The organism is Paenibacillus physcomitrellae (assembly GCF_002240225.1).
GTDB classification, from domain to species: Bacteria; Bacillota; Bacilli; order Paenibacillales; family Paenibacillaceae; genus Fontibacillus; species Fontibacillus physcomitrellae.
Genome location: NZ_CP022584.1, coordinates 4,219,916 through 4,234,171, shown reverse-complemented (window position 1 = coordinate 4,234,171; position 14,256 = coordinate 4,219,916). Strand labels below are relative to the sequence as shown.

Annotated in this window: 15 protein-coding genes; 10 read left to right on the top strand and 5 right to left on the bottom strand. The window is 51.8% G+C overall.

All coding sequences use genetic code 11. From position 1 onward, the window contains the following. The first annotated feature begins 80 nt into the window (after nucleotides 1-80). The 5 genes from CBE73_RS19010 (at nucleotide 81) to CBE73_RS18990 (ending at nucleotide 5,478) form a co-directional block, all read left to right on the top strand. Nucleotides 81-1,094, top strand: coding sequence for a ketoacyl-ACP synthase III (locus tag CBE73_RS19010; RefSeq protein ID WP_094095576.1), 1,014 nt, complete (start codon nucleotides 81-83; stop codon nucleotides 1,092-1,094). Nucleotides 1,095-1,257: 163 nt separating this feature from the next. Then, a complete protein-coding gene (locus tag CBE73_RS19005) occupies nucleotides 1,258-1,974 on the top strand; it encodes a glycosyltransferase family 2 protein (protein ID WP_068693818.1) in 717 nt (238 codons plus the stop codon). Nucleotides 1,975-2,205: 231 nt separating this feature from the next. Continuing rightward, the gene (locus CBE73_RS19000) at nucleotides 2,206-3,201 is read left to right on the top strand and encodes a Gfo/Idh/MocA family protein (protein ID WP_094095575.1); all 996 of its coding nucleotides are present in this window, start codon (nucleotides 2,206-2,208) and stop codon (nucleotides 3,199-3,201) included. A gap of 162 nt (nucleotides 3,202-3,363) precedes the next feature. Beyond that, entirely contained in the window at nucleotides 3,364-4,902 is a 1,539-nt protein-coding gene (locus tag CBE73_RS18995; protein WP_094095574.1) for an MDR family MFS transporter, read from the top strand. 3 nt (nucleotides 4,903-4,905) lie between these two features. Further along, nucleotides 4,906-5,478 carry a PadR family transcriptional regulator gene (locus tag CBE73_RS18990; RefSeq protein ID WP_094095573.1) on the top strand — a complete coding sequence of 191 codons (573 nt, stop codon included), beginning with the start codon at nucleotides 4,906-4,908 and terminating at the stop codon, nucleotides 5,476-5,478. Between the two features lie 68 nt (nucleotides 5,479-5,546). Here the strand turns inward: CBE73_RS18990 and CBE73_RS18985 are convergent, their stop codons facing one another. Together CBE73_RS18985 and CBE73_RS22005 are read right to left on the bottom strand one after the other, a co-directional pair. After that, nucleotides 5,547-7,262 carry an NAD-dependent malic enzyme gene (locus tag CBE73_RS18985; RefSeq protein ID WP_094096419.1) on the bottom strand — a complete coding sequence of 572 codons (1,716 nt, stop codon included), beginning with the start codon at nucleotides 7,260-7,262 and terminating at the stop codon, nucleotides 5,547-5,549. 180 nt (nucleotides 7,263-7,442) lie between these two features. Next, on the bottom strand, nucleotides 7,443-7,598 hold the full coding sequence (locus CBE73_RS22005; protein WP_157739626.1) for a hypothetical protein: 156 nt from the start codon (nucleotides 7,596-7,598) through the stop codon (nucleotides 7,443-7,445). A 272-nt stretch (nucleotides 7,599-7,870) separates the two neighbouring features. Between CBE73_RS22005 and CBE73_RS18980 the strand changes: the two genes are divergently transcribed. The 3 genes from CBE73_RS18980 (at nucleotide 7,871) to CBE73_RS18970 (ending at nucleotide 9,216) form a co-directional block, all read left to right on the top strand. Then, nucleotides 7,871-8,167, top strand: coding sequence for a phosphatidylinositol kinase (locus CBE73_RS18980; RefSeq protein WP_094095572.1), 297 nt, complete (start codon nucleotides 7,871-7,873; stop codon nucleotides 8,165-8,167). A gap of 103 nt (nucleotides 8,168-8,270) precedes the next feature. After that, entirely contained in the window at nucleotides 8,271-8,801 is a 531-nt protein-coding gene (locus CBE73_RS18975; RefSeq protein WP_094095571.1) for a hypothetical protein, read from the top strand. 79 nt (nucleotides 8,802-8,880) lie between these two features. Continuing rightward, nucleotides 8,881-9,216 (top strand): hypothetical protein, encoded by a 336-nt coding sequence (locus CBE73_RS18970; RefSeq protein ID WP_094095570.1) that lies wholly within the window; start codon nucleotides 8,881-8,883, stop codon nucleotides 9,214-9,216. 88 nt (nucleotides 9,217-9,304) lie between these two features. Here the strand turns inward: CBE73_RS18970 and CBE73_RS18965 are convergent, their stop codons facing one another. Then, a complete protein-coding gene (locus CBE73_RS18965; protein ID WP_094095569.1) occupies nucleotides 9,305-10,519 on the bottom strand; it encodes an ROK family protein in 1,215 nt (404 codons plus the stop codon). Nucleotides 10,520-10,806: 287 nt separating this feature from the next. On the opposite strand from CBE73_RS18965, the gene CBE73_RS18960 reads away from it, so the two are divergent. Both CBE73_RS18960 and CBE73_RS18955 read left to right on the top strand, forming a co-directional pair. Next, nucleotides 10,807-11,442 carry a chromate transporter gene (locus CBE73_RS18960; RefSeq protein WP_094095568.1) on the top strand — a complete coding sequence of 212 codons (636 nt, stop codon included), beginning with the start codon at nucleotides 10,807-10,809 and terminating at the stop codon, nucleotides 11,440-11,442. A gap of 11 nt (nucleotides 11,443-11,453) precedes the next feature. Further along, nucleotides 11,454-11,990, top strand: coding sequence for a chromate transporter (locus CBE73_RS18955; RefSeq protein ID WP_094095567.1), 537 nt, complete (start codon nucleotides 11,454-11,456; stop codon nucleotides 11,988-11,990). 13 nt (nucleotides 11,991-12,003) lie between these two features. Here the strand turns inward: CBE73_RS18955 and CBE73_RS18950 are convergent, their stop codons facing one another. Then, a complete protein-coding gene (locus CBE73_RS18950; RefSeq protein WP_094095566.1) occupies nucleotides 12,004-13,305 on the bottom strand; it encodes a pyrimidine-nucleoside phosphorylase in 1,302 nt (433 codons plus the stop codon). A 26-nt stretch (nucleotides 13,306-13,331) separates the two neighbouring features. Continuing rightward, entirely contained in the window at nucleotides 13,332-14,039 is a 708-nt protein-coding gene (gene deoD / locus CBE73_RS18945) for a purine-nucleoside phosphorylase (protein WP_094095565.1), read from the bottom strand. Between the last annotated feature and the right edge of the window lie 217 nt (nucleotides 14,040-14,256).

Genomic DNA, 14,256 nt, shown 5'->3' with positions numbered 1-14,256 from the left:
AAGTTGACTTCCGCTTTGCAAAACGTTATATTAGCACTAAGTATTAGTATCTGGTACTAATCAAAGGAGGTTTTTGGGAAATGAATAGACAAGACGGGAACTTCACATATACAACAACCGCAAGGATTACAGCGATCGGCTCCTATTTGCCGGAGAGGAAGCTGACGAACGCCGATCTGGAGAACATGGTGGAGACGTCGGACGAATGGATTGTCCAGCGTACAGGGATTCGCGAACGGCGGATCGCCGCTCAAGGGGAATTTACAAGCGATATGTGTTTTGCTGCGGTTCGCAGCATGGTGGAGGAGTACCGAGTAGAGCTTAAAGACGTGGATTATATTATTGTAGCAACCACAACGCCGGATACCTTTTTCCCGCAGATGGCGGCGCGTGTGCAGGCCGAATTCGGCATTGGCGGCAGCGGAGCCGTTGACGTGCAGGCGGCCTGCGCGGGTTTCGTAGCGGCGCTTCAGCTCGCCGGCGGACTGATCGCTACGGGGATGCACCGTAAGATACTCGTCATCGGCGCTGAAGCTTTGTCCAAGATCACCGACTATTCAGACCGGACGACCTGCATCCTGTTCGGGGACGGGGCTGGCGCCGTGCTGGTCGAAGCCGGATCGGCGGATGAACCGGCATCCTGGCTAAGCACTATTGCTCTGACAGATGGCGAAGAAGGCCATCATTTGTACCGCTCCAGCCTCGCGCCGAATATCGGCGAGATGGCAGTTGAGCAGAACGGCTTTATCGTGCAAAACGGCCGGGCTGTCTATCGCTGGGCGATCAGCCGGGTGCCGGAGGGCATCGAACAGTTTTTAGCTCAAACCGGCATCGCCGCTCAGGATCTGGATTGGTTTGTGCCACACAATCCGAACATGCGGATTCTGGAAGCGGTCAGCGAACGGACCGGCATCCCGCTGGAGAAGACGCTAAGTACACTTGCTTATACCGGCAATACATCCGCCGCTTCTATCCCGATTGCCCTGCATCAGGCTGTCCGCGACGGACGGATTCGCTCTGGTCAATTGCTGATGCTGTACGGCTTTGGCGGCGGCTTGTCCCAGGCCGGACTGCTGCTGCGCTGGGCCTTGTAGACAGCCAGCTCAGCCAGCAAAGACCTGAAGAACGGCTCCGATCAGGAGACCTTTCTTCAGGTCTTTTTTTCACCAGAAAGCGGTACAGCCATCCAAGCCCCCGCCCTTTCAACTTCATACACTGATTACATAGCCCGAAACTCTTTAGAAAGGTGTTGGACACATGCCACCGATTGTAACGGTCGTCATTCCTTTTTATAATGATCCGTATATTGACCATGCGATCTCCAGCGTTCTGGCGCAAACTTATGAAGCCATTGAAGTCATTGTCGTGGACGACGGTTCTACGGAATACCAATACAAAATCGACCCTTACCGCTCGAGAATTGTCTATCTGGGCAAAGCCAACGGCGGTACGGCCAGCGCCCTTAACCACGGTATGACCCGCGCAAGCGGCAAATATGTGGTCTGGCTCAGCTCGGATGACGCCTTCTATCCGGATAAAATTGCGAACCAGGTCGCTTTTATGGAAAGTCACCATCTTCAGTTCAGCTTCACCGATTATCACACGATTAATGAATACGGCAGCATTGTGCAGCCTAACAGCCAATTCGCATTCCCGAGTGAAAAAGCGCTCGTTTCGGCCATGCTGAGCTATTGTCCAATCAACGGCTGCACGGTTATGATGCTGCGCAACCTGATTGAAGCGGTCGGCTGGTTTAATCCCGATCTGCCTTATACGCATGACTACGATCTCTGGGCCAGAATTGCGATCAACGGGGTGCACATGGGGTATTTGAATCAGCCGTTAACCCTATACCGCCGTCATTCCGGCATGGGAACCGTACGTCATATAGACCGGATTACACCGGAATTTGAGATGATGAGAGCTTATTATGAGCCGATGCTGCGGCAGCGGCTGGCAGGTATGCCGGGCTGAACGCCGATCGGGATGGCGCTGCCTTCTATATTGGAGATGGAGAGGACGGTCTTCCGTCTTCTTTTTTTTCTATTTAATGATTATGAAAAAGGGTCATGTAAATGGTTATCGGCAGGCCCCATTCTTGAGCAGGGTTGCATTTCTCTGCCGGTTCTATTATAACTGACAATGTGATAATACTTGCTGCCGGACACGCACAAAGGGCGCAAGTAACTTTAAGGAGGCCATAACATGATTCGTTTCGGCATCATTGGAACCAACTGGATTACCGACCGGTTCATTGAGGCGGCGACTGAAGCCGAAGGTTTTGTCCTTTCGGCCGTTTATTCCCGGACTCTAGAGAAAGCGCAGGCTTTTGCCGAGAAACACAATATTCCTAATCTTTACACGGATCTGAATATGCTCCTGGAAAGCGATACCATAGACGCTGTATATATTGCCAGTCCCAATTCTCTTCATGCGAGCCAGGCGATCGCGGCCATGAATCACGGCAAACATGTGCTCTGTGAGAAACCTGCGGCTTCAAACGTACGGGAAGTCAAAGCCATGATTGAAGCGGCTAAAGCGAACAACGTTGTTTTTATGGAAGCCCTGAAAACAACCCTGCTGCCGAATTTCCGGACCATCCGCGACAATCTGAACAAGATCGGCCCGATCCGCCGCTATATCGCGAATTTCTGTCAATACTCCTCCCGGTACGATGCTTACAAGGAGGGCGAAATTCTGAACGCCTTTAAACCGGAATTCTCTAACGGAGCGTTAATGGATCTGGGGATCTACGGCATCTATCCGATGGTGACGCTGTTTGGCAAGCCATCTACCGTCAAAGCGACCGGATATATGCTGGAATCAGGTGTAGACGGCGAAGGCACCCTGATTGCCTCTTATCCGGAGATGGATGCGGTTGTCATGTATTCCAAAATTACCGACTCCGCCCTCCCCTCCGAAATCCAAGGTGAGCTTGGCTCAATCGTGATCGACAAACTGAGCGAACCTCACCATGTCGTGATCCGTTACCGGGACGGCCATGAGGAGGATATTTCGATCCCTACCGCTTTGCCTACGATGACCTATGAGACGGTTGAGTTTATGAAAATGATCCGCCAGGGCTCCATCGAATCCACCGTCAACAGCCACGATCGGACTTTAATCTCGGCTGAAATTATGGATGAAGCCCGCAGGCAGCTTGGGCTCGTCTATCCGGCGGACCAAACGGGCATGTATTAAGTCAAAGCAGGTTCTTAGTCCTGCAGTGGAACTTTTGAAGTTTTTTAAAAAAGTCGTGGTCTTCTTTTTACGAAGATCGCGATTTTTTTTAATTGATTTCTATTCAAATTTGAATATAATGATGAAGTATTCAAATTTGAATAAAGAAAAAGGAGTTTAATCATGATTCAAAGCAATCCAAGAAGTCTCCGGTTTATCGTGGCCGGTTTGCTGCTGGGCATTTTGATGGCGGCAATGGACAACACGATCGTAACTACCGCAATGGGAACCATTGTATCCGACCTGGGCGGTATGGAACAATTTGTATGGGTAACCTCCGCTTATATGGTAGCCGTAATGGCCGGTACCCCTATCTTCGGTAAATTATCCGACATGTATGGACGCAAACGTTTCTACGTCTTTGGCATCGTCGTTTTTCTGCTCGGTTCGATTCTGTGCGGCCTTGCCACCAGCATTACGCAGCTCAGCTTGTTCCGGGTCATTCAAGGTATTGGAGGCGGCGCTTTGATGCCGATCGCCTTCACGATTATTTTTGACATCTTCCCGCCTAAATCCCGTGGTAAAGCTACAGGCCTGTTCGGCGCGGTATTCGGATTGTCCAGCATTGTAGGCCCGCTTCTGGGGGCATTTATTACAGATCACCTGGGCTGGAACTGGGTGTTTTACATCAACGTTCCCGTCGGAATCGTATCCTTTATCCTGATTATGGGCTTCTACAAAGAGTCTCCATCCCATATGAAGCAGAAGATTGATTGGTTCGGCGCGATTACGCTGGTGGGAGCCATCGTCTGCCTGATGTTCGGGCTTGAGCTGGGCGGCGACACCTATGCCTGGAATTCTGCGCAAATTATCGGTTTGTTCGCCGGATTTGCCGCCTTGCTGATCGCGTTCCTGCTGATCGAACGGAAGGCTTCCGAGCCGATCATTTCTTTCGAAATGTTCAAGGTCCGGCTGTTTGCGGCCAGCAACGCCGTTGCTCTTTTTTATGGAGCTGTGTTTATTGTCGCAACGGTTTATATTCCAATCTTCGTGCAGGGAGTTTACGGCGGTTCGGCCACCAACTCCGGACTGATCCTGATGCCGATGATGATCGGCTCGGTCATCGGTGCGCAATCCGGCGGCCTGTTGTCCACCCGCCTCTCGTTCCGGAATATCATGCTGATTTCGATCGTCTTTTTTATTGCCGGCATGATTCTGCTCGGCACCCTGAATTCGGATTCCTCGCGGGCTTTATTGACCGTTTATAGCATTATCACCGGTATCGGAGTTGGTTTCTCCTTCTCCACCCTGAACCTTGCCAGCATTCATCATTTCGAAATGCGCCAGCGCGGTTCGGCTACGTCCACGATTACGTTCATGCGTTCTCTGGGCATGACAGTGGGCATTACGATCTTCGGTATTATCCAGCGCAACCTGCTCACCGGTCAAATGTCGAAAGCTTTTGCCGGCAGCGGGCAGGATGCCGCTTCGTTCGGCAATCCGCAGAACGCCTTGACACCGGAGAACCGCAAGCTGATTCCTGAAGCCGTGCTGAACAAAATTTCTGACGCTATGGCAACTTCCATCGCCCATACGTTCTTATGGTCGCTTATTGCTGTGGCATTGGCCGCTCTGTTTATCGTGCTTATGCCGAAAGACCGGGTTCAGGTGGATAAAAAAGCCTCGGCTGGCAAGCCGGCAGCCCAAATCTCCGGAGAATAGACTATGCCGATCAAACTGGCTATTCTAGGACTGCTGATGGAGAAAAACATGCACCCCTACGAAATCCGCACGATCATGAAAGACCGGGCGCTGGATCAGAACACCAAAATTCAGATCGGCTCCCTCTATTACGCTGTAGAGCAGTTAGCCAAACAGGCGTATATCGAAGCGGTAGAAGTCATTAAAAGCGATAACCGCCCGGACAAAACCGTCTATCAGATTACGGATAAAGGCAAAGCTTATTTTGAAAAGCTGCTGCTCAGCATGCTGGAGGAAATCGAGCCGATTCATACGCCGATCAAGATGGCGCTTGCTTTCGCCTGGAAAGGCGATCAGGCTAAAATGGCGGACGTGCTGAAGAAAAGGGTTGTTGAAGCGGAGCACCAGGTCAATTATCTGTATGAGCTTTACCAGGAGCATATCGGCGTCGTTCCCCGCAGTGTCCTTCATTTGATGGCAGGTAATTATGAGCATGCCAAAACGGAGCTTAAATGGCTGAAACGGCTGTATCAGGACGCGCATGAGGGACGTCTGGCCGAAATTGCCCCGGCCTCGATTCTGGAAGACGAGGAATAACGATAGAAAAAACGAACAGCCATTGCCGCAGATGCGGAAATGGCTGTTTATATTTTTATAGGAATCTTTTATACCGTAACAGGCTCCGGCATCGCCTTGATTGGCTTATATTCGCACGGCCATACGGCGCTGTGTATAGCTGCTTCCACATCCTGCGGGACATCCCCGGCCATACCTTCTGCGATGGCCTGATTGGCCACGGCTGCTGCTACCGCCAGGGAGACGGCCCGAAGGTCGTCGACACGCGGAAGCAGCGCGAGCTCCTCTTGCTGTGCAACAAACGCAGCTATAGCGTCAGACGCTGCACTGAACATGCCCGGCGTCAGACGTTTGGCCTTCACCACGATGGCCCCGAGTCCAAGGCCAGGGAAAACTAAAGCATTATTGGATTGGGCGATTTCGTAATGGACGCCGTTCAGCTCAGCTGGCTCGAACGGGCTGCCCGTAGCGATTAAGGCCCGCCCTTCGGTCCAGGCGAGCAGATCTGCCGGCACCGCCTCGGCAAGAGCCGTCGGATTGGACATCGGCAGGATCACCGGCCGCTCCACATGCCGGGCCATTTCCCGCACGATCAATTCCGAGAAAGCGCCGGCCACGCCGGAGGTGCCGATCAGGATCGTCGGCTTCACCTGCCGGACGACCTCAAGCAGCGGAATGACGCCGGCTTCATTCCGGTTCCATTCCCGGCATTCCGCATCCGGGCGCACGTAAGGCAGCTGATAATCCAGCACATTCTCGGTGCTCTCCGTCAGCAGCCCCCGCCGATCGTAAGCCCAGAAGCGTCTCAGCGCCTCCGCTCGGGTTAAGCCCTGCTGCTGCATGGCGGCGCAAATCTGATCGGCAATGCCGATGCCCGCCGAGCCGGCTCCAAAGATCAGCACGCGCTGCCCGGTCAGCGGCGTATTCGTCAGCCTGCAGGCCGACTGGACGGCAGCCAGGGCAACAGCGCCCGTCCCCTGGATATCGTCGTTGAAGGTGAGCAGGCTGCCGGCATATTTGTTCAAAATCTGCCGGGCATTTACGCTGCCCAGATCCTCCCAGTGCAGCAGCACATCCGGGAAGGTCCGCACAGCTGCCTGGATAAACCGGTCGATAAACCGTTCATATCTTTCACCGCGTACACGGGCGTGGCGGTTGCCCATGTATAAAGGATCTTCGAGCAGCTTGGCATTATCCGTGCCGACGTCAAGCACAACGGCAAGCACCCGGCTTGGATCTATACCTGCAGCCGCTGTGTATACGGCCAGCTTGCCTATGGAAATGTTGATTCCCCCAATGCCCCAGTCGCCTATGCCCAAGATGCTTTCCGAATCCGTTGCGACGATCAAATCTATTTCTCCTGCAGAATCGCGCACGTTCTGAATGGCTCTTTCGATCTCTTCCGGTTCATTAATGGACAAATAGACGCCGCCCGGCCGGTGGTATTCATGACTGTAGGCCTGGATCGCCTGCCCCACGGTTGGCGTATACGCGATCGGCAGCATCTCGTTTAGATGCTCGTTCAGCAGACGGTAAAACAAAACGACATTCCGGTGAAACAAATCGTTTAAGGCGATATTTTTATGTAAAGGATCCGGCTGGTTTTGAAGCTGTTCGTACACCCGCTTGACCTGCTCCTCAATCGTCATCACCACAGGCGGCAGCAGGCCGGTAAGCCCCAGCTCCCTGCGCTCTTCCAGCGTGAAGGCAACCCCTTTGTTCAGCATGGGGCAGGAGAGCAGGTCTTTGCCTCTTAAAGTTGTTTCAATCGTTTTTCCATGTTCGGTGGGTCTAAACGGCCGCATGTTAATTCCCTCTTTCTCCATCCCTGTTCTTTTATCTGTTTGATCTGCTTCGGTTTCCTTGCGGCTCGCCTTGTTCAAACCACGCAAAAAGCCGTCCAGCGGTTTCATTGTAACCGGAGACGGCTTTCTCAGAACATAATAAAGTTAACATTGCCTATTAACCTTGCTGGGCTAACAGCTTTAACGGCAGCGTTCTGCCTGCTTCAGCTTTTCATTTAAAATCTCTGCAAAATTGGCGTTTTTCTCGCGGGGTTCCTCTTTTTTGGAGACGATCGTACTCGGGGACTTAAAGAATTGGTGATTATAAGGCACAGAGGCATGAACACTTAAATTCACTTTGCTTTTCCTCCCTATGTAATTGGTTTAAATTGAATTGTTCGTTATTACCCCCGTAAATCGCTGCCCAAACCCTTTTCTCCAAAAACAGGAATTTAGGGCCAGCAGCGGCTGGAGCCTGCTTCAAATTTCCTGCATTCCTGCAAGACCTTTGGCCTTAACATTGAAATCATGCAATCTAAATATTCGCCTATACTGGGCATCCGCCGTGATCAATCTGGGTTTTGGTCCATAGACTGTTGTCGAGACTGATCAATTCGAGGAGGATACCTATGGAAACAACCAATTACCAACAAGTATGCTGGAGCTGCATGAATAAGTACGTCGGAATTACTACCACGGACGGTCAAACGCATGACGGGTTTATTGCCCATGTCGATGACAATTACGTCACGCTGGCTATTCCTACAAATGATATGGTTAACAGCATGAACGGGATGCCGGCAAATGAAGCTACTTATAGACAATTCGGTTACTACCCTGGATTTTTCCCAAGACGCCGCTTTGTCCGCAGACCGATTCCTCTGGCCGGAATTGCTTCTTTGTTCCTGCTTCCTTTTTTCATCTGACAGGAGGAGATCATTCTCCTTCCTTTTTCAATCAAGGGATTTCAAGACTTGGGAGCGAATATAACGTAAAATATTAGAAGAATAGGATCATGGAGGCGTACATATGGATAAAAAGCTTTTGAATCAGGCCCTGATCGACGGGCTGTTCACAGATAAACAGGTGGAAAATATGCTGGAGACCTTAGCAAACGGTCTTCTGTTATATGACGAGGGCTCTTCGATTACAGCGGAGGATTTCTTGTCCCGTTTAGAATTCAAACCAAGCGGCGGCCCTCAGTTTGCTGCTGCTGACGAGTTTTACACGCTGGCCGTAAGGCTGTGCCGGAGATTTCAGGACGAGCCCAGCTATGAGACCCTTCAGGACTGCCTGAGTTTACAGCTGGATTTGTGGAGAGCGGAGCTGCTCAAGCTGCAGGATTGGCTGAATTGGATGGGACAAGCGGCGGACGGCCTTATTGTCCTTCCGGATTATGATTTCCCGGTGCTGTTGCAGCAGCCTCGCCTGCCCGAAGGATTTATGATCCAGGACTTTCACGACTTGCTGCTTGGCATGCTGGAATCCCAGCCCGATCAGCCTTGGGCGGTTCAGCAGCGCAATCAGCTGTATGAGCGGCTTGGAGTGGTTATGCAGTAATAAGTTTAAATTGACCTAGTTGAACCCCATAAGAGACGTGTACTTTGAACAAAGATCCCTAAGAAAAGAGGTGTTCAGTATGGACGAAAAACCAAGGTACAGTTACCCTGCTAATTTCCACACAAAAGGTACGGGTCAGCGGGTAGACCCTTATCCCAAGCATCTCAGATGGTTTGAAGAAACGGAGTCTTTCGAAACCCTGCGCGAAGCAGAGGAATGGGTGAGCAGCGATGCCTACAATAAAATCGGTCATGAGTATGACGGATATACGACTACTGATCCTATGCTGGCTTATGCGCTGGTTTTTCAACTGGTCCGCCAGCAGAAAGTCAGAATTCCCCATCATAAAGTTTGTGCCAGCGAGGATTATGGCAAAACCATAACCTATTATGTATGGCTGGAACCTCGAACTTAAGTGTCCAAGGAACCGAACCCTTGTTTATTCCCTAGTTTCGCCATACAAAAAGCCGGCTCAGAAGAGCCGGCTTTATTTTCTTTTGCACTCAGATCCGAATCTGGTCAAACACCAGAATGGCCGCCCCTGTCGAGACCGCATTTTCCTGAAGGTTCCCTTTGGAGAATTGGGGCTGATACTGCGCAACATAATAGATCTTGTCCCGGGCGACAGCAATAGCCTTGTCATAATAACTGGAATGGGCGCTAATGAGTGCCCCGCCGAGGATCACGATTTCCGGATGAAGAATATTGATTAGGTTAGCAAGCCCTACTCCCAAATAAGCCGCCGATTGCTCAAAGAGATCCCGAATAACCGGATAGCCCTGATGAAGCGCCTGGACCAGCAGATCAAAATGGATTTTATCTGGCTGCTGCAGCCCTTCCTCCGGGAAACCAAGCTCTGCCAAACGGCCTGCCCCCAATTTCTGCTGAACCCGAACCTGCTTCTCCAAAGCCTGCACGGAGGCAAAGGCCTCCAGCGCCCCGTAATTTCCCGTGTCGTGAAGCCGCGGACCGTCCGTTTGAATGATCATCTGGCCGATTGAACCTTCCATGTCTACCGCTCCGTGAACCAGCCGCCCGTTCGACATCATCGCTGAACGAAGGCCTGTCCCGGCATGGACGTACAGCATATGCTGGACCTTATCATCCCGCAAAGCCCAATGCTCGCCGATTAAGGCTGCATTCGCTCCATTTTCCAGGATCGCTTTGATCCCGGTCCTTGTCTCCATCCATTGACAGATCGGCACGTTCTCCCACCCTTTAGCCGGAAAATATTCCGGATTCAGGATGATCCCGGCCTTCCTGTCGAGCGGGCCGACTGCCCCGATCCCCATACCTTCGACCTGGCTTTGATCCAGGCCGTGTTCTTTCAGCATCTCTGCAGCGCTTTCCCCGATCACCTCGACCAGCCGCTCCGGCGTCATCGTTTCGTCCATCGGCCACTTGTGATACGCCAGCGGAGTCAGGTTCAAATCATAAAGCCCCAGCGACGAGGACAGCCGTGAAATTTCCAGTCCAAAAATTACCCGGCGCAAGGGATTGATCCGGTAAAGAATCGGTTTCCTTCCGCCAGTCGATTGCCCGAATCCGGCCTCGAAAATCCAGCTGTCTTCCACAAGCTCTTCGAGCATTCGGGTCAGACTGCTGCTGGTCAGCTTAAATTCCTCCAGCAGCTCCGCTTTCGAGATATCGTTCTGCCGGGCGATCCGGTCATAAACCATCTTTTTGGTTGTCGGCGCAAACAGGCTTGTTTTACTCATAAAACCGCTCTCCATTATTCACATTAATCTTGTCGGAATATACCCATTATAAAGGGTAATCAGGCCGTTGGCTAGTTCCCAACTTTTTACCAAAACAACAAAAACCTAGGCTTAATTATACGAAATATTATAATTCTGATCTGTATTCTAGGATAAACCACCCTCAAAATCTCTATTTATCTTCAGTATAACCCTAATTTATGCCCATTTGCTAAAAAGTTAATTCCAGAATGGTAAAAAGATGATATAATAAACTCAAGAAATCCACAGCCTGGAGAGAATGCCCCATGACAACAAAAATGAAAGATAAGCTGGTCCTGCTTTGGCAACTATTCTGGATCTTTTTTAAGATCGGCCCTTCGACCTTTGGAGGGGGTTACGCCATGATGGCCGTTATTGAACGTGAAATCGTCGTAAAAAAGAATTGGATGGACGAACAGGAGATGAGCGATCTGCTGTCGATTGCAGGCTCCGCTCCGGGAGGTGTCGGCGTCAACGCTTCAGCTTTTATAGGTTACCGGCTGGGTAAAGTCCCCGGTGCGGTTGCCGCCGTATTGGGCATCACCCTTCCTACCTTCCTGATTATTTATGCACTCAGCTTTTTTTATTCCCAGCTTAAAGACGTGCCGAAAATCCAGGCTGCCTTTAAAGGCATTAACGGCGCCGTTATCGGCCTGATCGCGGTTGCCGCTTACAAAATGGGCAAAAACGCGCTGTTTGACCGCACTACGCTTGTTGTAGCCGCCGGGTCGCTTACGCTGCTGCTGCTGACCGGCTGGAATCCTATTTTTATGATCATGATCGGGCTGGTGCTTGGCATCGTCATTATCCGCGTCAAGAAGTGGCTCGGGCTGAAGGTCATAACAGAAAAAGACACCCCGGCCGGGAAATCCGACCAAGGTGTCATTGAATATTACATCTAGGAGTGGAGCCTGTGTTATTCTGGCAGCTGTTTATTTCCTTTCTCAAAATCGGCTTTATGTCCTTTGGAGGCGGCTACGCCGTTATTTCCATGATTCAATACGAAACTCACCGTTACGGCTGGCTGTCTGATGAAGAATTTCAGCGGACCGTAGCGCTTTCCGGGATGTCGCCCGGTTCAATTGCTACCAACAGCGCCACCCTGATCGGTTATCATATTGCCGGACTGCCTGGTGCGATTGTCGCAACGGCCGGCATCATTTTACCTTCCCTGCTTATCGTGATTTTGATCGCGGCCTTTTTCTTTAAGCTCAATTCCAACCCCTGGGTCAAATCCTCTTTCTACGGCTTGCGTCCGGTCATTACGGGGCTGATTCTGTACGCGGCGATCCATTTTGGTTTCCCGGACCCGTCGAGAAATATCATCAACTGGACCACTCTGGCGACTTTGCTGATTGGCGCAGCCTCATTCCTCGCGGTGATCAAATACAAGGTTCATCCGTTAAAAATCATTCTGGTTTCCGCCTGCGCCGGCATCGTTTTGTTTTAGCCGCGCCTGCCAATTATTCCGTTACGATGCCGTGCACCAGCACCGGCGCATCGGCGTGATCCGCCACGCGGATACATTCGTAAATTTTGGCTTTAACCGCCTCCACATCTTCCGTGTTCGCGTGGATCGTAACCAGCGATTCGCCGGCTTTAACCGCATCGCCGATCTTCTTGTTCAGCATCAGACCGACAGCCAGGTCGATTTCCGATTCCTTTGTCGCGCGGCCCGCGCCCAGCCACATCGCGGCTGTGCCGATCCCGTCCGCGATGATTTCCGCTACAACGCCGTTTTCCTTAGCCGGCACTTCAATCTTGAAAGCGGCCTGCGGCAGCTTCTCCGGATGGTCGACGACGGAAGGGTCTCCGCCCTGGTTGGCGATAAACTGCTTGAACTTCTCCAGCGCGGCGCCGCTGCGGATCGCTTCGCGCAGCTTCTCCTCCGCTTCCTCCAGCGAAGCGGCTTTGCCCGCCAAATAAACCATTTGGCGCCCCAAAGCCAGGCACAGCTCCTCGAGATCCTCGGGACCTTGCCCTTTCAAGGCGTCGATCGCCTCCTGCACTTCCAGCGCATTGCCGATTGCCCGGCCCAGCGGCTGGCTCATGTCGGAGATCACCGCCATCGTTTTGCGGCCGACGTTGTTGCCGATCCGCACCATAGCCTGCGCCAGCTCGGCGGCATCCTCCGCCGTTTTCATGAAAGCGCCGGAGCCGGTTTTGACGTCGAGTACGATGGCATCGGAGCCTGCGGCGATCTTTTTACTCATGATCGAGCTGGCGATCAGCGGAATTGAGTTAACGGTTGCAGTAACATCCCGCAAGGCGTACAGCTTTTTATCCGCAGGTGTCAGATTGCCCGACTGACCGACAACGGCGATTTTAAACCGGTTGACGAGATCAGCGAACTCTTCCGTGCTGATTTCCGTATGAAAGCCCGGAATCGATTCCAGCTTGTCGATCGTTCCGCCGGTATGGCCAAGGCCGCGGCCGGACATTTTTGCCACAGGAATATCCAGGGCGGCCACAAGCGGAGCCAGCACCAAAGTGGTCGTATCGCCCACGCCGCCCGTGGAATGCTTGTCCACCTTCACGCCTTCAATGGCAGACAGGTCGATCACATCGCCGGAATGCACCATCGCCATCGTCAAATCCGCACGTTCGCGTTCGTTCATATCTTGGAAAAAGATCGCCATCGCCAAAGCGCTGACCTGATAATCCGGAATTTCCCCGCGGGTATAACCTTCAATAATATAGTTAATTTCTTCAGTCAGCAGCTCGCCGCCGTCCCGTTTCTTCTCAATCAAATCTACCATTCTCATGGGCAAATCCCCGCTTTCCTTAAATCCTACAAATGAATAGCCGTATCCAGCGCCACTTCCATCATTTCTTTAAACGTGGTCTGGCGTTCTTCGGAGGTCGTTTCTTCCCCTGTCAGCAGGTGGTCACTGACCGTCAAAATCGTCAAGGCGTTTACGCCGTATTTGGCAGCCAGCGTATAAAGCGCCGTTGTTTCCATTTCCACGCCAAGCACGCCGTATTTCATCAGCAGCTGAGTTACGGAAGTGTCATCGCGGTAGAACATATCCGAGCTGAAAATATTGCCGACATGCATGTTGAGCCCTTTCTCCACGCCGCGTTCGTAAGCGGATTTAAGCAGCTCAAAGCTTGCAATCGGCGCAAAATCATAGCCGCCGAACACATGACGGTTCATGCTGGAATCCGTGCAGGCTGCCTGAGCCAGAATGACGTCGCGCACATGAACATGCTCCTGCATTCCGCCGCACGTGCCAACGCGGATAAGATTTTTTACGCCGTATTCACGAATCAGCTCATTTACATAAATCGCGATGGACGGAGTCCCCATGCCTGTCCCTTGAACGGACACTCTTTTCCCTTGATAAGTGCCTGTGAACCCGAGCATGCCACGGACTTCATTGTAGCAGGTAACGTCGCTCAGATAGGTTTCTGCGATAAACTTCGCACGGAGCGGATCTCCCGGCAGCAGAATTGTCTCCGCAATATCTCCCGCTTTGGCTGCGATATGTACACTCATGATTAATATCTCCTTTGGCCTGTAAAATAAGAATGGCCGGAATCGCGACTTCGGATACCCGGCTGCAGCCTATGACAGCATAAATAACCGGTCAAGCTCGTCCGTCAGACGGGCAACACCTGGCCTTGTTATTCTGCGCATTCATCGGCCCTTCTATTATATAGGAAGAAAATGAAAAAAAACAGGACCGCCGTCCCGGTATAAACCGGAATTCAGC